General features: G+C 40.1%; 23 protein-coding genes and 1 other annotated feature. All 23 genes read left to right on the forward strand.

Features of this window, described 5'->3' with window-relative positions; genetic code table 11:
- Positions 1-59 precede the first annotated feature (59 nt).
- Complete coding sequence (tmk, locus tag FJN11_RS03685) at positions 60-698, forward strand: dTMP kinase (protein ID WP_140224091.1); 639 nt, start codon at positions 60-62, stop codon at positions 696-698.
- Positions 695-1,585, forward strand: a complete 891-nt coding sequence (locus FJN11_RS03690) for a DNA polymerase III subunit delta' (protein WP_140224092.1) — start codon at positions 695-697, stop codon at positions 1,583-1,585. Before tmk ends, FJN11_RS03690 begins: the two co-directional genes overlap by 4 nt.
- A gap of 39 nt (positions 1,586-1,624) precedes the next feature.
- Positions 1,625-1,942: a DNA replication initiation control protein YabA gene (gene yabA / locus FJN11_RS03695; protein ID WP_000358228.1), complete on the forward strand. Its 318-nt coding sequence runs from the start codon at positions 1,625-1,627 to the stop codon at positions 1,940-1,942.
- A 2-nt stretch (positions 1,943-1,944) separates the two neighbouring features.
- Complete coding sequence (rsmI, locus tag FJN11_RS03700; RefSeq protein ID WP_140224093.1) at positions 1,945-2,823, forward strand: 16S rRNA (cytidine(1402)-2'-O)-methyltransferase; 879 nt, start codon at positions 1,945-1,947, stop codon at positions 2,821-2,823.
- Positions 2,824-3,205: 382 nt separating this feature from the next.
- Positions 3,206-4,540: a methylenetetrahydrofolate--tRNA-(uracil(54)-C(5))-methyltransferase (FADH(2)-oxidizing) TrmFO gene (trmFO, locus tag FJN11_RS03705; protein ID WP_042751347.1), complete on the forward strand. Its 1,335-nt coding sequence runs from the start codon at positions 3,206-3,208 to the stop codon at positions 4,538-4,540.
- A gap of 83 nt (positions 4,541-4,623) precedes the next feature.
- Entirely contained in the window at positions 4,624-5,349 is a 726-nt protein-coding gene (gene pyrH, locus FJN11_RS03710) for a UMP kinase (RefSeq protein WP_000002995.1), read from the forward strand.
- A gap of 20 nt (positions 5,350-5,369) precedes the next feature.
- Complete coding sequence (gene frr / locus FJN11_RS03715; protein ID WP_001262225.1) at positions 5,370-5,927, forward strand: ribosome recycling factor; 558 nt, start codon at positions 5,370-5,372, stop codon at positions 5,925-5,927.
- Between the two features lie 59 nt (positions 5,928-5,986).
- Positions 5,987-6,841, forward strand: coding sequence for an RNA-binding virulence regulatory protein CvfB (gene cvfB, locus FJN11_RS03720; protein WP_001095459.1), 855 nt, complete (start codon positions 5,987-5,989; stop codon positions 6,839-6,841).
- An 11-nt stretch (positions 6,842-6,852) separates the two neighbouring features.
- Positions 6,853-7,410: a GrpB family protein gene (locus tag FJN11_RS03725; RefSeq protein ID WP_140224094.1), complete on the forward strand. Its 558-nt coding sequence runs from the start codon at positions 6,853-6,855 to the stop codon at positions 7,408-7,410.
- A gap of 44 nt (positions 7,411-7,454) precedes the next feature.
- Entirely contained in the window at positions 7,455-7,670 is a 216-nt protein-coding gene (locus FJN11_RS03730) for a YozE family protein (RefSeq protein ID WP_049488667.1), read from the forward strand.
- Between the two features lie 84 nt (positions 7,671-7,754).
- The gene (locus FJN11_RS03735; protein ID WP_049488669.1) at positions 7,755-8,750 is read left to right on the forward strand and encodes a PhoH family protein; all 996 of its coding nucleotides are present in this window, start codon (positions 7,755-7,757) and stop codon (positions 8,748-8,750) included.
- A gap of 407 nt (positions 8,751-9,157) precedes the next feature.
- Positions 9,158-11,461: a hypothetical protein gene (locus FJN11_RS03740; protein WP_246039356.1), complete on the forward strand. Its 2,304-nt coding sequence runs from the start codon at positions 9,158-9,160 to the stop codon at positions 11,459-11,461.
- A 325-nt stretch (positions 11,462-11,786) separates the two neighbouring features.
- The gene (locus FJN11_RS03745; protein ID WP_140224095.1) at positions 11,787-12,356 is read left to right on the forward strand and encodes a GNAT family N-acetyltransferase; all 570 of its coding nucleotides are present in this window, start codon (positions 11,787-11,789) and stop codon (positions 12,354-12,356) included.
- 66 nt (positions 12,357-12,422) lie between these two features.
- Positions 12,423-13,073 (forward strand): helix-hairpin-helix domain-containing protein, encoded by a 651-nt coding sequence (locus FJN11_RS03750; protein WP_140224096.1) that lies wholly within the window; start codon positions 12,423-12,425, stop codon positions 13,071-13,073.
- Positions 13,057-15,297: a DNA internalization-related competence protein ComEC/Rec2 gene (locus FJN11_RS03755; RefSeq protein ID WP_140224097.1), complete on the forward strand. Its 2,241-nt coding sequence runs from the start codon at positions 13,057-13,059 to the stop codon at positions 15,295-15,297. The genes FJN11_RS03750 and FJN11_RS03755 overlap by 17 nt, the downstream gene beginning before the upstream one ends.
- Before the next feature lie 389 nt (positions 15,298-15,686).
- Positions 15,687-16,274, forward strand: a complete 588-nt coding sequence (locus tag FJN11_RS03760; protein WP_042751335.1) for an ABC transporter ATP-binding protein — start codon at positions 15,687-15,689, stop codon at positions 16,272-16,274.
- Positions 16,275-16,277: 3 nt separating this feature from the next.
- A complete protein-coding gene (locus FJN11_RS03765) occupies positions 16,278-17,462 on the forward strand; it encodes a hypothetical protein (protein ID WP_140224098.1) in 1,185 nt (394 codons plus the stop codon).
- A 160-nt stretch (positions 17,463-17,622) separates the two neighbouring features.
- Positions 17,623-17,754: a sequence feature (ribosomal protein L20 leader region), on the forward strand.
- Between the two features lie 15 nt (positions 17,755-17,769).
- On the forward strand, positions 17,770-18,300 hold the full coding sequence (infC, locus tag FJN11_RS03770) for a translation initiation factor IF-3 (RefSeq protein ID WP_000848180.1): 531 nt from the start codon (positions 17,770-17,772) through the stop codon (positions 18,298-18,300).
- Between the two features lie 32 nt (positions 18,301-18,332).
- Positions 18,333-18,533: a 50S ribosomal protein L35 gene (rpmI, locus tag FJN11_RS03775; RefSeq protein WP_001125943.1), complete on the forward strand. Its 201-nt coding sequence runs from the start codon at positions 18,333-18,335 to the stop codon at positions 18,531-18,533.
- Positions 18,534-18,584: 51 nt separating this feature from the next.
- Entirely contained in the window at positions 18,585-18,944 is a 360-nt protein-coding gene (gene rplT, locus FJN11_RS03780) for a 50S ribosomal protein L20 (RefSeq protein ID WP_000124834.1), read from the forward strand.
- A 58-nt stretch (positions 18,945-19,002) separates the two neighbouring features.
- Positions 19,003-19,383: a lactoylglutathione lyase gene (gloA, locus tag FJN11_RS03785; RefSeq protein WP_000157153.1), complete on the forward strand. Its 381-nt coding sequence runs from the start codon at positions 19,003-19,005 to the stop codon at positions 19,381-19,383.
- A 248-nt stretch (positions 19,384-19,631) separates the two neighbouring features.
- A complete protein-coding gene (locus FJN11_RS03790) occupies positions 19,632-20,432 on the forward strand; it encodes a dihydroorotate dehydrogenase electron transfer subunit (protein ID WP_049491832.1) in 801 nt (266 codons plus the stop codon).
- A complete protein-coding gene (locus tag FJN11_RS03795) occupies positions 20,395-21,381 on the forward strand; it encodes a dihydroorotate dehydrogenase (protein WP_181146383.1) in 987 nt (328 codons plus the stop codon). The genes FJN11_RS03790 and FJN11_RS03795 overlap by 38 nt, the downstream gene beginning before the upstream one ends.
- Positions 21,382-21,458: the final 77 nt, after the last annotated feature.

The following is a 21,458-nucleotide window of genomic DNA, read 5'->3' on the forward strand; positions in this document are numbered from 1 at the left end:
TGTCACAAACCCTCATTTTTTTGATAGAATAGAAGTAGTAAAAAAGAAATGAGTTAGACATGTCAAAAGGATTTTTAGTCTCTCTTGAGGGACCAGAGGGAGCAGGAAAGACCAGTGTTTTAGAGGCTATGCTCCCAATTTTAGAGAAAAAAGGGGTAGAAGTGCTGACGACTCGTGAACCTGGTGGAGTCTTAATCGGGGAGAAGATTCGTCAAGTGATTTTGGATCCAAGTCATACTCAGATGGATTCTAAAACAGAGCTCCTTCTCTATATTGCTAGTCGCAGACAGCACTTGGTGGAAAAAGTTCTTCCAGCACTTGAAGCTGGTAAGTTGGTCATTATGGACCGCTTCATCGATAGTTCTGTTGCCTATCAGGGATTTGGTCGTGGCTTAGATATTGACGCCATTGACTGGCTCAATCAGTTTGCGACAGATGGCCTTAAACCTGATTTGACACTCTATTTTGACATCGAGGTGGAAGAAGGACTGGCTCGCATTGCTGCTAATAGCAATCGCGAGGTCAATCGTTTGGACTTGGAAGGGTTGGACTTGCATAAAAAAGTCCGTAAAGGCTATCTTGCTCTCCTGGAAAAAGAAGAAAATCGCATTGTCAAGATTGATGCTAGCCTTCCATTGGAGGAGGTTGTGGAAAATACCGAGACTGTCTTGTTTGACAGAATGGGCTTGGCCAAATGAAACAAGATCAACTAAAGGCTTGGCAACCAGATCAGTTTGACCGCTTTGTCCGTATCCTAGAACAAGACCAGCTCAATCATGCCTACCTCTTTTCAGGTTTCTTTGGAAGCTTGGAAATGGCTCAATTTTTAGCTAAGAGCCTCTTTTGTACGGATAAAGTAGGCGTTTTACCATGTGAGAAATGCCGAAATTGCAAGCTGATAGAACAGGAAGAATTTCCCGATGTCACCTTGATTAAGCCAGTCAATCAGGTTATTAAGACAGAACGCATTCGAGAATTGGTGGGTCAGTTTTCCCAAGCAGGGATTGAAAGCCAACAACAGGTCTTTATTATCGAGCAAGCTGAGAAAATGCATCCTAATGCAACTAATTCTCTGCTCAAGGTCATCGAAGAACCCCAGAGTGAGGTTTATATTTTCTTCTTGACTAGCGATGAGGAAAAGATTTTACCGACAATCCGAAGTCGGACGCAAATTTTTCACTTTAAAAAGCAAGAAGAAAAACTTATCCATCAATTAGAACAAGCAGGTCTGGTCAAGAAAAAAGCAACTCTCCTAGCTCAGTTTAGTCAATCGCGAGCTGAAGCAGAAAAGTTAGCTAATCAGGCAAGTTTTTGGACCTTGGTTGATGAAAGTGAACGCCTGCTGACTTGGTTAGTAGCTAAGAAAAAAGAAAGTTATCTTCAAGTAGCCAAATTAGCTAGCTTGGTAGATGACAAGGAAAAACAAGATCAGGTTTTACGGATTCTTGAAGTCCTCTGTGGGCAGGACCTCCTGCAAGCAAGAGTACGAATGATTTTACAAGATTTGTTAGAAGCTAGAAGAATGTGGCAGGCTAATGTCAGCTTTCAAAATGCCATGGAATATCTGGTCTTGAAAGAAATATAAACTCAAAAATGAATGATAAAGAAAGGAAAGGGCTGGTTTATGGACAAAAAAGAATTATTTGACGCGCTAGATGATTTTTCCCAACAGTTATTGGTAACCTTGGCCGATGTGGAAGCCATCAAGAAAAATCTCAAGAGCCTGGTAGAGGAAAATACAGCTCTTCGCTTGGAAAATAGTAAGTTGCGCGAACGCTTGGGTGAGGTGGAAGCAGATGCTCCTGTCAAGGCTAAGCATGTTCGTGAAAGTGTCCGTCGCATTTACCGGGATGGATTTCACGTTTGTAATGATTTTTATGGACAACGTCGAGAGCAGGATGAGGAATGTATGTTCTGTGACGAGTTGTTATACAGGGAGTAGGCATGCAGATTCAAAAAAGTTTTAAGGGGCAGTCTCCCTATGGCAAGCTGTACCTAGTGGCAACGCCGATTGGCAATCTAGATGATATGACCTTTCGAGCTATTCAGACCTTGAAAGAAGTGGACTGGATTGCTGCTGAGGACACGCGCAATACAGGTCTATTGCTCAAGCATTTTGACATTTCTACCAAGCAAATCAGTTTTCATGAGCACAATGCCAAGGAAAAGATTCCTGATTTGATTGGTTTCCTGAAAGCAGGACAAAGCATTGCTCAGGTATCCGACGCGGGTCTGCCTAGCATCTCAGACCCTGGTCATGATTTGGTTAAGGCAGCCATTGAGGAAGATATTGCTGTTATCACAGTTCCAGGTGCCTCTGCAGGAATTTCTGCCTTGATTGCCAGTGGTTTAGCGCCACAGCCACATATCTTTTACGGCTTTTTACCGAGAAAATCAGGCCAGCAAAAGCAATTTTTCGACTCGAAAAAAGACTATCCTGAAACTCAGATTTTCTATGAATCGCCCCATCGTGTGGCAGATACGTTGGAAAATATGCTAGAAGTCTATGGTGACCGCTCGGTGGTCTTGGTTAGAGAATTGACCAAAATCTATGAAGAATACCAAAGAGGTACCATTTCTGAATTGCTGGAAAGTGTCGCTGCAACGCCACTCAAGGGCGAATGCCTTCTCATTGTTGAAGGTGCCAGCCAAGATGTGGAGGAAAAAGATGAGGAGGACTTGTTCTTAGAAATCCAAGCCCGCATCCAACATGGTATGAAGAAAAATCAAGCCATTAAGGAAGTAGCAAAGATTTACCAGTGGAATAAAAGCCAGCTTTACGCTGCCTACCACGAATGGGAAGAAAATCAAGAAAATGACTAAACAGGGAAGTTTGCCTTCTTCCCTTTTTTTGTTATACTAGTAGAAGAAAAAAATAGAAAGATTTGTGGGAGTGAAAAAGTCCGGGGGACTTTTTCAGCCTGAGCCAAGAAATTCGAGAGCGAGGAAAGTCCTGTGGACTTTTTCAGCCTGAGTCAGGAAATTCGAAAGCGAAGTAAGTCCTGTGGACTTTTTCAGCCTGAGCCAGGAAATTCGAAAGCGAAGTAAGTCCTGTGGACTTTTTCAGCCTGAGCCAAGAAACTCGAGAGCGAAGTAAGTCCTGTGGACTTTTTCAGCCTGAGCTAAGAAATTCGAAAACTCTTAAGTTTGATTGGCTTTTTCAATGTGAAGCTTGTCTTCACACTCCCAAAGAGGTATTAGTGTCGTGTCTCAATCTTATATCAATGTTATCGGTGCTGGTTTGGCAGGTTCTGAAGCAGCCTACCAAATCGCAGAACGTGGTATTCCAGTTAAACTCTATGAAATGCGTGGTGTCAAGTCAACACCCCAGCACAAAACAGACAATTTTGCAGAGTTGGTTTGTTCCAATTCTTTGCGTGGGGATGCTTTGACAAATGCAGTTGGTCTTCTCAAGGAAGAAATGCGTCGCTTGGGTTCTGTTATCTTAGAATCTGCTGAAGTAACCCGTGTTCCTGCAGGTGGAGCTCTTGCAGTGGACCGTGAAGGTTTCTCCCAAATGGTAACCGAAAAAGTTGCCAACCACCCCTTGATTGAAGTGGTTCGTGATGAAATTACAGAATTGCCGACAGATGTTATTACAGTTGTGGCGACTGGTCCCTTGACCAGTGATGCTTTGGCTGAAAAGATTCATGCCCTTAATGATGGCGATGGTTTCTATTTCTACGATGCGGCAGCGCCTATTATCGACGTCAATACCATCGATATGAGCAAGGTCTATCTCAAGTCTCGTTATGATAAGGGAGAAGCCGCTTATCTCAACGCTCCAATGACCAAGCAAGAATTTATGGATTTCCATGAAGCCTTAGTCAATGCGGAAGAAGCTCCGCTTAATTCTTTCGAAAAAGAAAAGTATTTTGAAGGCTGTATGCCTATCGAAGTCATGGCAAAACGTGGCATTAAAACCATGCTTTATGGTCCTATGAAACCAGTCGGTCTGGAGTATCCAGATGACTACACAGGACCTCGTGATGGAGACTTCAAAACACCTTATGCGGTGGTCCAGCTTCGTCAGGATAATGCGGCTGGTAGCCTCTACAATATCGTTGGTTTCCAGACCCACCTCAAATGGGGAGAGCAAAAGCGAGTCTTTCAAATGATTCCAGGTCTTGAAAATGCGGAGTTTGTTCGTTATGGTGTTATGCACCGCAATTCTTACATGGATTCACCAAATCTTCTGGAGCAGACCTATCGTTCTAAGAAACAACCAAACCTCTTCTTTGCTGGTCAGATGACGGGTGTGGAAGGCTATGTTGAATCAGCAGCGTCAGGATTAGTTGCGGGAATTAACGCGGCTCGTCTTTTCAAGGGAGAAAGTGAGGCTATTTTCCCAGAAACAACAGCGATTGGAAGTCTGGCTCATTACATCACCCATGCGGACAGCAAACATTTCCAACCAATGAATGTCAATTTCGGAATTATCAAGGAGTTAGAAGGCGAACGTATTCGTGATAAGAAGGCTCGTTATGAAAAAATTGCTGAGCGTGCCCTCAGTGACTTAGAGGAATTTTTAACTGTCTAATTTTTTTGAAAGAATTGCTCATGATACTATAAAAATCTTAGAAATTGTGATAAAATAGGTAGGATAAAAAAAGGAGAGTGAAAATGGCGAATCCCAAGTATAAACGTATTTTAATCAAGTTATCAGGTGAAGCCCTTGCCGGTGAACGAGGCGTAGGGATTGATATCCAAACAGTTCAAACAATCGCAAAAGAGATTCAAGAAGTTCATAGCTTAGGTATCGAAATTGCCCTTGTTATTGGTGGAGGAAATCTCTGGCGTGGAGAACCTGCAGCAGAAGCAGGTATGGACCGCGTTCAGGCAGATTACACAGGAATGCTTGGGACTGTTATGAATGCTCTTGTGATGGCAGATTCATTGCAACAAGTTGGGGTTGATACACGTGTGCAAACAGCTATTGCCATGCAACAAGTGGCAGAGCCTTATGTCCGTGGACGTGCCCTTCGTCATCTTGAAAAAGGCCGTATCGTTATTTTTGGTGCTGGAATTGGTTCACCTTACTTCTCAACAGATACAACAGCGGCTCTTCGTGCAGCTGAAATCGAAGCGGATGCTATCCTTATGGCTAAAAATGGCGTAGATGGTGTTTACAATGCCGATCCTAAGAAGGACAAGACAGCTGTTAAATTTGAAGAATTGACCCACCGTGACGTTATCAATAAAGGTCTCCGTATCATGGACTCAACAGCTTCAACCCTCTCAATGGATAACGACATTGACTTGGTTGTCTTCAACATGAACCAACCAGGCAACATCAAACGTGTCGTATTTGGTGAAAATATCGGAACAACAGTTTCAAATAATATCTAAGAAAAGGAATAAGAAAGATTATGGCTAACGCAATTATTGAAAAAGCTAAAGAGAGAATGACCCAGTCTCACCAATCACTTGCTCGTGAATTTGGTGGTATCCGTGCTGGTCGTGCCAATGCAAGCTTGCTGGACCGTGTACATGTAGAATACTACGGAGTAGAAACTCCTCTTAACCAAATCGCTTCAATTACGATTCCAGAAGCGCGTGTTTTGTTGGTGACACCATTTGACAAGTCTTCATTGAAAGACATCGAACGTGCCTTGAATGCCTCTGATCTTGGTATCACACCAGCTAACGACGGTTCTGTTATTCGTTTGGTTATCCCTGCTCTTACAGAAGAAACTCGTCGTGACCTTGCTAAAGAAGTGAAGAAGGTCGGAGAAAATGCTAAAGTGGCTGTCCGAAATATCCGTCGTGATGCTATGGACGAAGCTAAGAAACAAGAAAAAGCAAAAGAAATCACTGAAGACGAATTGAAAACTCTTGAAAAAGATATTCAAAAAGTAACAGACGATGCTGTCAAACACATCGACGACATGACTGCCAATAAAGAAAAAGAACTTTTGGAAGTCTAAAAATAAACAGAAAAACTCAGTTGGCATTGCTGGCTGAGTTTTATTCGAAAGAAGGAAATATGAATACAAATCTTGCAAGTTTTATCGTTGGACTCATCATCGATGAAAACGACCGTTTTTACTTTGTGCAAAAGGATGGCCAGACCTATGCTCTTGCTAAGGAAGAAGGCCAACATACAGTAGGGGATACGGTCAAAGGTTTTGCCTACACGGATATGAAGCAAAAACTCCGCCTGACCACTCTAGAAGTGACTGCCACTCAGGACCAATTTGGTTGGGGAACTGTAACGGAAGTTCGTAAAGACTTGGGTGTCTTTGTGGATACAGGCCTTCCTGACAAGGAAATCGTTGTGTCACTCGATATTCTCCCTGAGCTCAAGGAACTCTGGCCTAAGAAGGGCGACCAACTCTACATCCGTCTTGAAGTGGACAAGAAAGACCGCATCTGGGGACTCTTGGCTTATCAAGAAGACTTCCAACGTCTAGCTCGTCCTGCTTACAACAACATGCAGAACCAAAACTGGCCAGCCATTGTATACCGTCTCAAGCTATCAGGAACTTTTGTTTACCTGCCAGAAAATAACATGCTTGGCTTTATCCATCCTAGCGAGCGCTATGCAGAGCCACGTTTGGGTCAAGTGTTGGATGCGCGTGTCATTGGTTTCCGCGAAGTGGACCGTACCTTGAACCTATCCCTCAAACCACGTTCTTTTGAAATGTTGGAAAATGATGCCCAGATGATTTTGACCTACTTGGAAAGTAATGGCGGTTTCATGACCTTAAATGATAAGTCATCTCCAGACGACATCAAGGCAACCTTTGGCATTTCTAAAGGTCAGTTCAAGAAAGCACTCGGTGGTTTGATGAAGGCTGGCAAAATCAAGCAAGACCAGTTTGGTACAGAGTTGATTTAGGTCTTATAGACATGAAAAAGAAACTTGAAGAAATGAGTTTAGAGGAACTCTGGCAACTTTTTCCTATTTTTCTAGTAGAGTACAAGTCAGAGTGGAAAGACTGGTATGAATTGGAGAAAACAAGTCTTAAAAAAATATTGGGTGCAAATGTTATTAAAAGAATAGAACATATCGGTAGCACTGCTATCCCTAATATTTGGGCCAAAAATATCGTTGATATTCTGCTAGAAGTAGGTAGAATAGAGGATTTAGCAAGAGTTAGGGATTTATTGGTGAAGAATGATTGGCTAGTGATGTCGGAGAGTCCTAACAGGATTTCGCTAAATAAAGGATATACAGAGCAGGGATTTGCTGAGAAAGTTTTTCATTTACATTTGCGAATGACGGGAGATCATGACGAGATTTATTTTAGAGATTATCTCTGCCAGCATCCAGACATTGCCCAAGCGTATCAGGAATTAAAACTCAGTTTGTGGAAACAATTTGAACACAATCGAGACGCCTATACTGATGCGAAAACGGATTTTATAAACCACTATGTGTCAGAGGCTAAGTCCAGTAATTTTTAAAAATCAGAAAAGTTTCATCAAAAACGTCTTGATAGGAGAAAGAATTGAGAAAATCATTTTACACTTGGCTCATGACCGAGCGCAATCCTAAAAGTAATAGTCCCAAGGCTATCTTGGCAGACCTCGCTTTTGAAGAATCAGCCTTTCCAAAACATACAGATGATTTTGATGAGGTGAGTCGCTTTTTGGAAGAACATGCCAGTTTCTCTTTTAACCTAGGAGACTTTGACGTTATTTGGCAAGAATACTTAGAACACTAGCATGATTCACTGGGTTTGGGCTAGTAATTTCTCCATCCCTTTGCTATAATAAAAAGAAATAAAAGGATTAGAGAGGTTCTTTATTTGAAGGAACATTCAATAGACATTCAACTGAGTCATCCAGATGACCTGTTTCATCTTTTTGGTTCCAATGAGCGTCATCTTCGTTTGATGGAAGAAGAGCTTGATGTGGTTATTCATGCCCGTACGGAGATTGTGCAGGTTTTGGGAGAAGAGGCTGCCTGTGAGGAAGCTCGTCAGGTTATTCAGGCTCTCATGGTCTTGGTGAATCGTGGGATGACCGTTGGCACGCCAGATGTGGTGACTGCGATTAGCATGGTCAAAAACGATGAAATTGACAAGTTTGTCGCCCTTTATGAAGAAGAAATTATCAAGGACAATACAGGGAAGCCTATTCGCGTCAAAACCTTGGGTCAAAAGCTTTATGTGGACAGTGTTAAACAGCACGATGTGACCTTTGGAATTGGGCCTGCAGGGACAGGGAAGACCTTTCTTGCAGTGACCTTGGCAGTGACTGCCCTTAAACGTGGTCAGGTTAAGCGGATTATATTGACACGTCCAGCGGTGGAGGCAGGAGAGAGTCTAGGTTTTCTTCCAGGTGATCTTAAGGAGAAGGTGGATCCTTACCTTCGACCTGTTTACGATGCCTTGTATCAGATTCTGGGAAAAGACCAAACAACTCGTCTTATGGAGCGAGAAATTATCGAGATTGCGCCACTTGCCTATATGCGTGGACGGACCTTGGATGATGCCTTTGTCATTCTCGATGAAGCGCAAAATACGACCATCATGCAGATGAAGATGTTCTTGACTCGTTTAGGCTTTAATTCTAAGATGATTGTCAATGGAGATATCAGTCAGATTGACCTACCACGTAATGTCAAGTCCGGTTTGATTGATGCTCAAGAGAAACTCAAGAACATTCAACAGATTGACTTTGTTCATTTTTCAGCCAAGGATGTGGTTCGCCATCCAATTGTCGCTCAGATTATTCGAGCTTATGAACCAGCTCCAATTAAAAAAGAAGAGAGTGAAGAAAACCAAGAAGAAACAGAGTAGCAAAAAAGAGCAGTTCAGGTGGAATTGCTCTTTCTTTTATATGATAATTAGATTTCGGGAACTATATATCAATTTATACTAGACACAAGATATAGTGCTTACGAGAATATCAAAAAGGCGACTTACAAACGGAAATCTTCTTTTAATAATGTCTAAATTCTTCGCAGTATTTCAAAATTTTGATATAATAGAAGTAACAAAAATAAAGGAAATTAAGTATTATGAACGCAATCACAGCTCACAGCTCACAGCTCACAGCTCACAGCTCACAGCTCACAGCTCACAGCTCACAGCTCACGCTGATTATGTAATCGGACGTGTTTTTTGTCAAGCATTAAAACAGGCATTTTCACATTTTTGTGAGAAGGCTTTTTATGTTGAGTTTTCTGAGTTATCTTTAGAGAGAAATGGGGAGCTACAATATGCATAACCATTTCTCAAACGAAGTTGATGGACAACTCAAGTTTTATCAAGATTATCTACCTCTAGTTGATAATACTTTGAAAATAGATGATATTTTAACGGATTACACAGATGGTATTGTAAATGGAAATCTGATTGAATTTAAAGTTGTTATCTATGATATTAACACTGTTCTATTCCAAGCCATCAAATATCTATCTGCTCGGAGAATCAAAGGAAAAGAAATTCCCAAAAACATTCTGCTTGTGTCGCTAACGAATGAAAAAATCTACGTTTTTGATAGTCAGGACTATTTAACACATATCGAAAAAGTATATTTTGGTGGTGCAAGTGTAAAAACCTCTGGTTTTTCTTCTGGTAATCCTCTTGCAGTTTTAGAATACGGTCAAAATCAACTAGACGAAGATCGTCTTATTAAATTACTACGTTCAAAGCAATATACAAAAATTAACATCGATGAAAACTGTATTGTTGGTTGGGCAGAACGTTTTTATCGTGAAAACAAAGGAGCTAAAAAGTCTGATTTTATTGGTGATCATACTGGTAAAGTTAAAATTATTGGTGAAATTCGGAAACCTGAGAAACTAAAAGAATTTATCAATCCCTATATCGGTGAAACTAATGCACAATTTCACTATTTGATGGATAAACTCAATGATACTTTACAAAAGAAAAACTTAGGAGCTTTCTACACTCCTGAACCTTATGTTCAAAAGTCATTGGAGCTAGTCCGACAAGCTATTAAGCGTGTTCCAGAAGGAAATGATTATATTATTTTGGATAGATGTGCCGGAACTGGAAATTTAGAGAAATTAATGAGTGATGAGGAATTAAGTCACTGCGTATTGTCAACTGTCGAATACTATGAGTATAAAGTTCTGCTAGAGTTACTCGGTGACAAAGTTCGTAACATTATTCCACCAACTGAAAAAGAAGATACTTTTAATATGGGGTTAGTCCGAGGAGCGGATGCTCTTAGCGAGGAATATATCAATAATGAAATTATTCAAAACTATATCAACGATCCAAAATTAACAATTATTTTGTATGAAAATCCACCTTATGCGGAAACAACTTCTATCGAACATCAAAAAGCTGGTTCAGGTAAATCATCGTCTGCTTGGAAAAAAAGCTTTTTAGTAAACGAAATGAAAAAAGAAGTAAGAGGTCCAGCAACAAATGACCTTGGAAATATTTTTATTTGGTCTGCTTTCAAATATTATTTACGCCAACCAACAGATTCTTATATTGTCTATAGTCCAGTGAAATACTGGAAAGCTCAACATTTAGTCAATCAAAAATTTTTAGGTGGGTTTGCCTTTAACCGCAAACACTTTCACACTAACATCGATGCAATGATTATGTGTGCTCTTTGGAGTAACGAAGAGTTCTTTCAAGAATGCCTTGCTTTAGAAGCATATAACATTGATAAGCAAGGAAGAATTATTCGAGAAGACAATCTAAATATTGAAAAAACTTATTCAAAATACAGTGAATGTTACTATGATAAACGAAATGATAGCAACGATAGATTTGACGGAATCCATACAGGTCTAAATGGTCTAGAACCCGAGGGGCAAAAATTAAGAATAAAACCACGTTACAATAAAAATATCATTGGATACTTAGTTGCTGATAGTGTCGGATTTGATAATCCTGATGCTAAATCAAGCTTATTGATAGCGGGTAGATATAATGGAAATGGTTTTTTCCTTCGTTCTGATAATTTCTTAGAAAAGCTCCCAATGTTTGCCGCCAGTCGCTACATTACTTATAATCGTCACTGGACACAGCGTGCTAATATTATGAAATCTGCCGATGGCGCTGAACGTTTTAATAAAGCTGTATCAAGTAACAAGATTGAACAAGACTTATTAAAAATTCTGCTCTTCACAACACTTGAAACGCAAAATCACATGAGAAGTTTATATGGTTCTGATGGACGATTCTACCGAAATGAGTTGTCATTGGATAACTCTAATGGAGATACGCTAGCAACAGTCAACTTAGCAAAATTGAAACAAGGTTCTAAAGAGACTGATTTATTTGAACAATGGGGAAAAGTCCTAACAGAAGCTAAGAAAACGAAAAATTATAATTCTAAATTAACGTATTCAGTATATCAGATTATTGATGAGCTTAACACATCTGAAAAAGATGAAAATGATAAGACAATCTATAACTATCCCGAATTAAACGGACACTTGAATACATTGAAAACAAAGGTAAAAGAATATTATAATTCTGAAATTGTTCCATTCCTATTTGAGTATGAATTTTTGAAATAAGCATGAAAAAGACGATTTCCGCTTGGAAATCGCCTTTTTGATATTCTCGTAAGTACTATATATTGTGTCTTGTGTAAACTGATATATAGTTCCCAAAAAGTAAATACTAGCTTCAAAAAAGGAAAGAAAAAATGACGAATCTTCATTGTCAGTAGGACTCTGAATTATGTAATTATTGATCTTAAGAAACATTTAGAAATGCTTCCAAAGATCAGAAAACCCTCTTCTCTAGAATTAATTATTTGGTAGTCGATGTCATCGCATCTTGTTGTAACTTCTTTTTTATGCTATATTGGTAGAAAATATTTTTAAATGGAGGAGAAGTATGGAATCAATCTTTTTAAAACTAGCCCAGTATCCAATAGTGGAGACAGAGCGTTTATTGCTTAGACCTGTATCCTTGGATGATGCAGAAGCCATGTTTGAGTATGCCTCGGACAGAGAAAACACGCGTTACACTTTTCCAACCGATCAAAGCTTGGAAGAAACCAAGAATAACATTGCTCAGTTCTACTTGGCAAATCCCTTGGGACGCTGGGGAATAGAACTAAAAAGCAATGGTCAGTTTATTGGAACCATTGACTTGCACAAGATTGATCCTGTTCTTAAGAAGGCAGCTATTGGCTACATTATCAATAAAAAGTATTGGAATCAAGGATTAACGACAGAAGCCAATCGTGCTGTGATTGAACTGGCTTTTGAGAAGATAGGGATGAATAAGTTGACTGCCCTTCACGATAAGGATAATCCTGCGTCAGGCAAGGTAATGGAGAAATCAGGTATGCGCTTCTCCCACGAAGAACCTTATGCTTGTATGGACCAGCATGAAAAAGGTCGTATCGTTACAAGAGTTCATTATGTATTGACCAAGGAAGGCTATTTTGCAAATAAATAAGCAGTTGAGAAGAAATTTTCAACTGTTTTTTCTTCCTCTTACGAATAATCTAAGAGAGGAGAAAATATGGAAGCAATTATCGAGAAAATCAAAGAGTATAAAATCATTGTTATCTGTACTGGACTAGGTTTACTTGTCGGCGGATTTTTCCTGCTAAAGCCAGCTCCACCAACACCTGTCAAGGAAACGAATTTGCAGGCAGAAGTTGCAGCTGTTTCCAAGGATTTATTAACCGAAAAGGAAGTGAAGAAGGAAGAAAAGGCAGAACCTCTTGAACAAGACCTAATCACAGTAGATGTGAAGGGTGCTGTTAAATCGCCAGGGATTTATGATTTGCCTGTAGGTAGTCGAGTAAATGATGCCGTTCAGAAGGCAGGTGGCCTGACAGAGCAAGCAGACAGCAAATCGCTCAATCTAGCTCAGAAAGTTAGTGATGAAGCTCTGGTCTACGTTCCATCTAAGGGAGAAGAAGCAGCTAGTCAACAGACTGGTTCGGGGACGGATTCTTCGACAAGTAAAGCAAAGAAGGTCAATCTCAACAAGGCCAGTCTGGAAGAGCTTAAACAGGTCAAGGGTCTGGGTGGCAAACGAGCTCAGGATATTATCGACCATCGTGAATCAAATGGGAAATTCAAGTCGGTTGATGAACTTAAGAAGGTTTCTGGTATTGGTGCAAAAACCATAGAAAAGCTAAAAGACTATGTTACAGTGGATTAAGAATTTCCCCATTCCCCTAATCTATCTGAGTTTTCTATTGCTCTGGCTTTATTACGCCATTTTCTCAGCATCATATATCGCACTGTTAGGCTTCGTTTTTCTGCTAGTCTGTCTCTTTATCCAATTTCCGTGGAAGTCTGTTAGAAAAGTTCTAGTGATTTGTGGAATCTTTGGTTTCTGGTTTCTGTTTCAAAATTGGCAACAGAGTCAAGCGAGTCAAAATTTGGCGGATTCTGTTGAAAGGGTGCGGATTTTGCCTGACACTATTAAGGTCAATGGTGATAGTCTGTCCTTTCGTGGTAAGCATGATGGACGCATTTTTCAAGTCTATTATAAACTCCAGTCCGAGGAGGAGAAAGAAGCCTTTCAAACCTTAATAGACCTTCATGAGATAGAACTTGAAGGAAAACTTTCGGAGCCAGAAGGGCAGAGAAATTTTGGTGGTTTTGACTACCAAGCCTATCTGAAGACTCAGGGAATTTACCAGACTATCAATATCAAAAAAATTCAGTCACTTCAAAAGGTTGGCAGTTGGGATATAGGAGAAAACCTATCCAGTTTACGCCGAAAGACTGTGGTTTGGATTAAGACACATTTTCCAGACCCTATGCGGAATTACATGACAGGGCTCTTGCTGGGACATCTGGACACCGACTTTGAGGAGATGAATGAGCTTTATTCTAGTCTAGGAATTATCCATCTTTTTGCCTTGTCGGGCATGCAGGTAGGCTTTTTCATGGACGGATTTAAGAAACTTCTCTTGCGATTGGGCTTGACCCAAGAAAAGTTGAAGTGGTTGACTTATCCCTTTTCCCTTATCTATGCGAGGCTAACTGGATTTTCAGCATCGGTCATTCGCAGTCTCTTGCAAAAATTATTGGCTCAACATGGTGTTAAGGGCTTGGATAATTTTGCCCTGACTGTGCTTGTTCTCTTTATCGTCATGCCCAACTTTTTCTTGACAGCAGGAGGAGTCTTGTCCTGCGCTTATGCTTTTATCTTGACCATGACTAGCAAAGAAGGCGAGGGGCTCCATGCTGTTGCTAGAGAAAGTCTTGTCATTTCTTTGGGTATATTACCCATTTTATCCTTCTATTTTGCAGAATTTCAACCATGGTCCATCCTTTTGACCTTTGTCTTTTCCTTTCTATTTGACTTGGTCTTCTTACCTCTCTTGTCTATCTTATTTGCCCTTTCTTTTATCTATCCAGTTATTCAGCTTAATTTTCTCTTTGAGTGGTTGGAAAGCATTATTCGTTTGGTATCACAGGTGGCAAGTAGACCTCTGGTATTTGGACAACCCAATGCATGGATTTTAATCTTATTGTTAATTTCCTTGGCTTTGGTCTATGATTTGAGGAAAAACATTAAAAGGCTAGCAGTGTTGAGCTTATTGATTACAGGTCTCTTTTTCTTGACCAAGCATCCACTGGAAAATGAAATCACCATGCTGGATGTTGGGCAAGGGGAAAGTATTTTCCTACGGGATGTAACTGGTAAAATCATTCTCATAGATGTCGGTGGCAAGGCAGAATCTAGCAAGAAAATCGAAAAATGGCAAGAAAAGGCGACGACCAGCAATGCCCAGCGAACCTTGATTCCTTATCTAAAAAGTAGAGGAGTAGCCAAGATTGACCAGCTAATTTTGACAAATACGGACAAGGAACATGTCGGAGATTTGTTAGAGGTGACCAAGGCTTTCCATGTAAGGGAGATTTTAGTATCAAAAGGCAGTCTGAAACAAAAGGAATTTGTTTCAGAACTACAGGCAACTCAAACCAAGGTGCGCAGTGTGACAGCAGGAGAGAACTTGCCAATTTTTGGAAGTCAGTTAGAAGTCCTATCTCCAAGGAAAATTGGAGACGGAGGTCATGAAGATACCCTGGTTTTGTATGGAAAACTCTTGGATAAAAACTTTCTTTTCACTGGAAATTTGGAGGAGAAAGGAGAGAGGGACTTGCTGAGGCAATATCCTGACCTAGAAGTGGATGTTTTGAAATCTAGTCAACATGGCTCTAAAAAATCATCAAGTTCAGCCTTTCTAGAACAGCTCAAACCAGAGTTTACTCTCATTTCAGTTGGAAAGAACAATCGAACGAAACGCCCCCATCAGGAAACCTTGACTCGACTGGAAGGTATCAATAGTAAAGTTTACCGAACTGACCAGCAAGGAGCTATACGCTTTAAAGGGTGGAGGAGTTGGAAAATAGAAAGCGTTCGGTAGGAAGGAGACAAATATTATATATTAGTAAAACAAACTAAAAATCTATTGCATAATAATGATAAAAACGATATAATGAAAGCGTCTTCAATATCGGTGATATAAAACCATTAAAAATTAGCAAAAACCGTTTAATTAGTTAGTTTATGATCTATTGGTCTTTTTTAGTCCAGTGTATCTGCTGTTAGCGTTCTTAAAACTTATCGGTATGGTTGGAATACCTACTATAAGTCTAGTATGAATTGCTAGAGATATGACTATATTAATCCCCTGTTATGGTATCGTTATGACAGCTATTCAGAGTATAAAGTTGGTTCTGGCTGGAATTACGATTGTTATGAGGTACTAAACTACTACAGCGGAGGCTATTAATCCAAAAAGGAGGGCTAGGTATGTTGCATCTTACTCATGTGACCTTAAAAACGCGACAAGTCATTTTACAAGATGTTGATTTTACATTTGAAAAGGGTAGGATTTATGGTATTCTTGCTATCAATGGCTCTGGAAAGACGACACTGTTCCGCGCCATTAGCAATTTAATTCCTATAACTAGTGGAAATATCGCAGCCCCTCCTTCTTTGTTTTATTATGAGAGTATTGAATGGCTGGATGGAAACTTAAGTGGGATGGACTACCTTCGTCTTATCAAAAACATCTGGAAGTCAGGGCTGAACTTGGGGGATGAAATTGATTACTGGGAAATGTCTGACTATATCAGCCTTCCCATCCGTAAGTATTCCTTAGGTATGAAGCAACGCTTGGTGATTGCCATGTATTTCCTTAGTCAGGCGAAATGCTGGCTTATGGATGAGATTACAAATGGCTTAGATGAGTATTATCGACAGAAGTTTTTTGATAGGCTGGCACAAATCGATAGACAAGAACAGCTGGTTCTTTTAAGTTCCCACTATAAGGAAGAGTTGCTTGATGTCTGCGATAGAGTAGTAACCATTCATCAGGGGCAGATAGAAGAGGTTTAGTTTATGAAAGATATTAGTCTATTTTTATTAAAAAAAGTTTTCAAAAGTCGCTTAAACTGGATTATCTTAGCTTTATTTGTATCTGGACTCGGTGTTACCTTTTATTTTAATAGTCAGACTGCAAACTCCGTTAGCTTGGAGAGCGAGTTGAAAACCCGTCTTGTAAAAGATGAGAGAGTCATCAATGAATATGAAGAGAAACTCTCCCAAATATCTGATACCAACTCGGAGGAATACCAGACTGCTAAAATTAATTTAGAATCGGAAAAAAATCTTTTGACTCAAAAGAAAGAAATTCTGGCTTTGTTAAGAGAAGGACGCTGGAAAGAAGCCTACTATTTGCAGTGGCAAGCTGAGGAAAAGAGTTATGAAATTGTATCGAAGCAACCGACTTCTAGTTCTGACTTAAAAATGGCGGTTGACCGCGAACGAAAGACTTACCAAGCCCTATATCCCTTGAACATAAAAGCCCACAATTTAGTTTATCCGACCCACGGGATTGATCAGATTGTCTGGATTTTAGAGCTTATCATTCCAAGCTTGTTTGTGGTTGCTATTATTTTTATGCTAACGCAACTATTTGCAGAAAGATATCAAAATCATCTGGATACAGCTCACTTATATCCTTTTTCAAAAGTGAAATTTGCAATATCCTCTCTTGGAGTTGGAGTGGGTTATGTAACTGTGCTGTTTATCGGAATCAGCGGATTTTCTTTTCTAGTGGGAAGTCTGACAAGTGGTTTTGGACAGTTAGATTATCCCTACCCGATTTATAGCTTAGTGAATCAAGAGGTAACTATTGGAAAGATACAAGATGTGTTATTTCCTGGCTTGTTCTTAGCTTTCTTAGCCTTTATCGTCATTGTGGAAGTTGTGTATTTGATTACTTACTTTTTCAAGCAAAAAATGCCTGTCCTCTTTCTGTCACTTATTGGGATTGTTGGCTTATTGTTTGGCATCCAAACAATCCAGCCTCTCCAAAAGATTGCACATCTGATTCCCTTTACTTACTTGCGTTCAGTGGAGATTTTATCTGGAAGATTACCTAAGCAAATTGATAATGTCAATCTGAATTGGAGTATGGGAATGGTCTTACTTCCTTGCCTGATTATCCTTTTGTTAGTGGGAATTCTATTTATCGAAAGATGGGGAAGTTCACGTAAAAAGGAAGTTTTTAATAGATTCTAGCTTTCCTACAGGGAAAATAAGTAAAAACTAACATAGAGAGGGAATCAACTTGATTCTCTCTTTTTGATTCGAAAACCAAGTCAAAATATAAACACAAACTTTTCAAAAAAATAACTTTTTATCTTGACAAGGGCTAGAAAACTTGGTATCATATAAAAGTTGAGAAAAGCAGAAGTGAGAGCTTCTCGCCTTGTGACATTAAGTTGCCTGGCCCTACGGATGAAAAGTTTCTAAGAAACGCTATCATAACGTGCGGGCTTGTATATTTACGAGTCCGCTATTGTTTTTCTCTAATAAAACAAAAGAGGTGAAAACCATAGCAAAGCAAGACTTATTCATCAATGATGAGATTCGTGTACGTGAAGTTCGCTTGATTGGTCTTGAAGGAGAACAGCTAGGCATCAAGCCACTCAGTGAAGCGCAAGCTTTGGCTGATAACGCTAATGTTGACCTAGTATTGATTCAACCCCAAGCCAAACCGCCTGTTGCAAAAATTATGGACTACGGTAAGTTCAAATTTGAGTACCAGAAGAAGCAAAAAGAACAACGTAAAAAACAAAGTGTTGTTACTGTGAAAGAAGTTCGTCTAAGTCCAACTATTGACAAGGGTGACTTTGATACAAAACTTCGCAATGCACGTAAATTCCTTGAAAAAGGAAATAAAGTTAAGGTATCTATTCGCTTTAAGGGTCGTATGATTACCCATAAAGAGATTGGTGCAAAAGTTTTAGCCGAGTTTGCTGAAGCAACTCAAGATATTGCCATCATCGAACAACGTGCTAAAATGGATGGACGTCAAATGTTCATGCAATTGGCGCCAGCGACTGACAAAAAATAATTGTCAGAAAGTTAAATAAAGGAGAAAAAATCATGCCAAAACAAAAAACACACCGCGCATCAGCTAAACGTTTCAAACGTACAGGTTCTGGTGGACTTAAACGTTTCCGTGCTTACACTTCTCACCGTTTCCACGGAAAAACTAAGAAACAACGTCGTCATCTTCGTAAAGCATCTATGGTGCATTCAGGAGATTACAAACGTATCAAAGCAATGCTTACTCGCTTGAAATAATAGCTTGACTGTAAGTAAACAATTCTAGGAAATATTTGGAGGAAATAAAACATGGCACGTGTTAAAGGTGGCGTTGTATCACGCAAACGTCGTAAACGTATTCTTAAATTAGCAAAAGGTTACTATGGAGCTAAACACATCTTGTTCCGTACTGCAAAAGAACAAGTAATGAACTCTTACTACTATGCATACCGTGACCGTCGTCAGAAAAAACGTGACTTCCGCAAATTGTGGATCACTCGTATCAACGCGGCAGCTCGTATGAACGGACTTTCATACTCACAATTGATGCATGGTTTGAAATTGGCTGAGATCGAAGTTAACCGTAAAATGCTTGCTGACTTGGCTGTTAACGATGCAGCAGCTTTCACAGCTCTTGCAGATGCAGCTAAAGCAAAACTTGGTAAATAATGACAGATAAGACTGGAACAGGATTGTCCCAGTCTTTTTAAAAATAAAGGAGAAAAATATGGCTTCAAAAATGCTACACACTTGCTTGCGAGTAGAAAATCTTGAAAAATCAATCGCATTTTATCAAGACGCTTTTGGTTTTAAAGAATTGCGTCGTAGAGATTTTCCAGACCATGCCTTCACGATTGTCTATCTAGGACTTGAGGGTGACGACTATGAGTTGGAGTTGACTTATAACTACGATCACGGTCCTTATGTGGTTGGAGATGGGTTTGCCCATATCGCTCTCAGTACACCTGATCTTGAAGCGCTTCATCAAGAGCACAGTGCCAAAGGCTATGAAGTTACTGAACCAAATGGTCTACCAGGAACTGCACCTAACTATTACTTTGTCAAAGACCCTGATGGCTACAAGGTTGAAGTCATTCGTGAAAAATAATCTCGTGAAGTCAAGTAGAATGTTCGTTTTCTACTTGACTTTTTTTGGTTGAAAGAGTATACTAGTAAAAATTTAACCTTTAAGGGGAGTCCAGAGAGACTCACAAGGTGTCAGATAAAAGAATAGTACAATTTTCTAGAGGGGACTTTTTGAGTGTGCTCTCTTGTGTTGTACGATTTTAACTGAGGCCTTGCACTAGCAAGGTCTTTTCTTTGTCTGGTCCCCTTAAAATTTAAGGAGGAAAAGTCATGAATCCCACATGTAAGAAACGTTTGGGTGCCATCCGTTTGGAAACCATGAAGGTGGTTGCACAGGAGGAAATCGCGCCAGCAATCTTTGAATTAGTCCTAGAAGGAGAAATGGTTGAAGCCATGCGAGCTGGCCAATTTCTTCATCTGCGTGTGCCTGATGATGCTCATCTTTTGCGTCGCCCTATTTCAATTTCGTCTATCGATAAGGTTAAGAAGCAGTGTCATCTCATTTATCGGATTGAGGGAACTGGGACAGCTATTTTCTCAACCTTAAGTCAGGGAGATACTCTTGATGTGATGGGGCCTCAGGGGAATGGTTTTGACTTGTCTGACCTAGATGAGCAGAGCCAGGTTCTTCTCGTTGGTGGGGGGATTGGTGTTCCACCCTTGCTTGAGGTTGCCAAGGAATTGCATGGACGTGGAGTGAAAGTAGTGACAGTCCTCGGTTTTGCTAATAAGGATGCTGTTATCCTTGAAAAGGAATTAGACCAATATGGGCAGGTCTTTGTAACAACAGATGATGGTTCTTTTGGCATCAAGGGGAATGTCTCCGTTGTTATCAAGGATTTAGACAATCAATTTGATGCTGTTTACTCATGTGGGGCGCCTGGAATGATGAAGTATATCAACCAAACCTTCTATAACCATCCAAGAGCCTATCTATCTTTGGAATCTCGTATGGCTTGTGGGATGGGCGCTTGCTATGCCTGCGTCCTAAAAGTGCCAGAAAGCGAGACGGTCAGCCAACGCGTCTGTGAAGATGGCCCTGTTTTCCGCACAGGAACAGTTGTATTATAAGGAGAAAATCATGACTAAAAATCGTTTACAAGTTTCTCTACCTGGTTTGGATTTGAAGAATCCAATCATTCCAGCATCAGGCTGTTTTGGTTTTGGACAGGAGTATGCCAAGTACTATGACTTAGATCTTTTAGGTTCTATTATGATCAAGGCGACAACCCTTGAACCACGTTTTGGAAATCCAACTCCCAGAGTGGCAGAAACACCTGCTGGTATGCTCAATGCAATTGGTTTGCAAAATCCTGGTTTGGAAGTTGTTTTGGCTGAAAAGTTACCTTGGCTGGAAAGAGAATATCCAAATCTTCCTATTATTGCCAATGTAGCTGGTTTTTCAAAACAAGAGTATGCGGCTGTTTCTCATGGGATTTCCAAGGCGGCTAATGTAAAGGCTATTGAGCTCAATATTTCTTGCCCCAATGTAGACCACTGTAATCATGGACTCTTGATTGGTCAAGATCCAGATTTAGCTTATGACGTGGTGAAAGCAGCGGTGGAAGCCTCTGATGTACCAGTTTATGTCAAACTAACACCTAGTGTGACGGATATCGTCACCGTCGCAAAAGCTGCAGAAGCTGCAGGAGCAAGTGGCTTGACCATGATTAATACTCTGGTTGGTATGCGCTTTGACCTCAAAACTAGAAAACCAATCTTGGCTAATGGAACAGGTGGGATGTCTGGCCCAGCAGTCTTTCCAGTAGCCCTTAAACTCATCCGCCAAGTCGCCCTAACGACAGACCTGCCTATTATTGGAATGGGAGGAGTGGATTCGGCAGAAGCTGCACTAGAAATGTATCTGGCTGGAGCATCTGCCATTGGAGTTGGAACAGCTAACTTTACCAATCCATATGCCTGTCCTGACATCATCGAAAATTTACCAAAGGCTATGGATAAATATGGTATTAGTAGTCTAGAAGAACTACGTAAAGAAGTAAAAGCCAGCCTTAGATAAGCTAGACTATCCTTATTGTCAATAAGACATATAATTTTCATCCTTTAACTATGTTAGAATATAGTTAATTACGAATG

The organism is Streptococcus symci, from assembly GCF_006385165.1.
Lineage (GTDB): Bacteria > Bacillota > Bacilli > Lactobacillales > Streptococcaceae > Streptococcus > Streptococcus symci.

Excerpts from the sequence above, each read along its gene's own strand:
- rplT (WP_000124834.1), top strand. The coding sequence starts at position 18,585 with ATGGCACGTGTTAAAGGTGGCGTTGTATCACGCAAACGTCGTAAACGT.
- FJN11_RS03725 (WP_140224094.1), top strand. The coding sequence starts at position 6,853 with ATGAAAAAGAAACTTGAAGAAATGAGTTTAGAGGAACTCTGGCAACTT.
- FJN11_RS03745 (WP_140224095.1), top strand. The coding sequence starts at position 11,787 with ATGGAATCAATCTTTTTAAAACTAGCCCAGTATCCAATAGTGGAGACA.
- frr (WP_001262225.1), top strand. The coding sequence starts at position 5,370 with ATGGCTAACGCAATTATTGAAAAAGCTAAAGAGAGAATGACCCAGTCT.
- FJN11_RS03750 (WP_140224096.1), top strand. The coding sequence starts at position 12,423 with ATGGAAGCAATTATCGAGAAAATCAAAGAGTATAAAATCATTGTTATC.
- cvfB (WP_001095459.1), top strand. The coding sequence starts at position 5,987 with ATGAATACAAATCTTGCAAGTTTTATCGTTGGACTCATCATCGATGAA.
- FJN11_RS03760 (WP_042751335.1), top strand. The coding sequence starts at position 15,687 with ATGTTGCATCTTACTCATGTGACCTTAAAAACGCGACAAGTCATTTTA.
- rsmI (WP_140224093.1), top strand. The coding sequence starts at position 1,945 with ATGCAGATTCAAAAAAGTTTTAAGGGGCAGTCTCCCTATGGCAAGCTG.
- yabA (WP_000358228.1), top strand. The coding sequence starts at position 1,625 with ATGGACAAAAAAGAATTATTTGACGCGCTAGATGATTTTTCCCAACAG.
- tmk (WP_140224091.1), top strand. The coding sequence starts at position 60 with ATGTCAAAAGGATTTTTAGTCTCTCTTGAGGGACCAGAGGGAGCAGGA.
- gloA (WP_000157153.1), top strand. The coding sequence starts at position 19,003 with ATGGCTTCAAAAATGCTACACACTTGCTTGCGAGTAGAAAATCTTGAA.
- FJN11_RS03790 (WP_049491832.1), top strand. The coding sequence starts at position 19,632 with ATGAATCCCACATGTAAGAAACGTTTGGGTGCCATCCGTTTGGAAACC.
- FJN11_RS03740 (WP_246039356.1), top strand. The coding sequence starts at position 9,158 with ATGGGGAGCTACAATATGCATAACCATTTCTCAAACGAAGTTGATGGA.
- pyrH (WP_000002995.1), top strand. The coding sequence starts at position 4,624 with ATGGCGAATCCCAAGTATAAACGTATTTTAATCAAGTTATCAGGTGAA.
- FJN11_RS03795 (WP_181146383.1), top strand. The coding sequence starts at position 20,395 with ATGGCCCTGTTTTCCGCACAGGAACAGTTGTATTATAAGGAGAAAATC.
- rpmI (WP_001125943.1), top strand. The coding sequence starts at position 18,333 with ATGCCAAAACAAAAAACACACCGCGCATCAGCTAAACGTTTCAAACGT.
- FJN11_RS03765 (WP_140224098.1), top strand. The coding sequence starts at position 16,278 with ATGAAAGATATTAGTCTATTTTTATTAAAAAAAGTTTTCAAAAGTCGC.
- FJN11_RS03690 (WP_140224092.1), top strand. The coding sequence starts at position 695 with ATGAAACAAGATCAACTAAAGGCTTGGCAACCAGATCAGTTTGACCGC.
- FJN11_RS03755 (WP_140224097.1), top strand. The coding sequence starts at position 13,057 with ATGTTACAGTGGATTAAGAATTTCCCCATTCCCCTAATCTATCTGAGT.